Source organism: Alkalihalophilus lindianensis (genome assembly GCF_032843265.1).
GTDB lineage: Bacteria > Bacillota > Bacilli > Bacillales > Bacillaceae_D > Alkalihalophilus > Alkalihalophilus lindianensis.
In genome coordinates this window covers 1-249 of record NZ_JAWJBA010000771.1, presented here as the reverse complement: position 1 = coordinate 249, position 249 = coordinate 1, and the positions used below count along the sequence as shown (strand labels likewise).

1 pseudogene is annotated in these 249 nt (G+C 39.4%); it reads right to left on the bottom strand.

The features are described 5' to 3' along the window. Positions 1 to 249: pseudogene (locus RYX56_RS24270) on the bottom strand (MerR family transcriptional regulator); the annotation flags it as partial.

Genomic DNA, 249 nt, shown 5'->3' with positions numbered 1-249 from the left:
CGAAAAAATCATCGTTTTCACCAAATGTTTCAATCGATTTTTCATGTATGCGACCGACTATTCGTTGAATTTCAGGTGCTTCTACTCCCTTCTCCATGTGCTGTTTCAGTTGACCAAGTAATGAAACCCACTCCAACGAATCAGGATCCAAGCTGTTCACATTCGGAAGAAGATCAAGCAGTTGTCTTTCCTTTTCATGAAACATCCGTTTTCGGTAAACTTTTCGCCTTTCAAAATCATCTTGGTAAA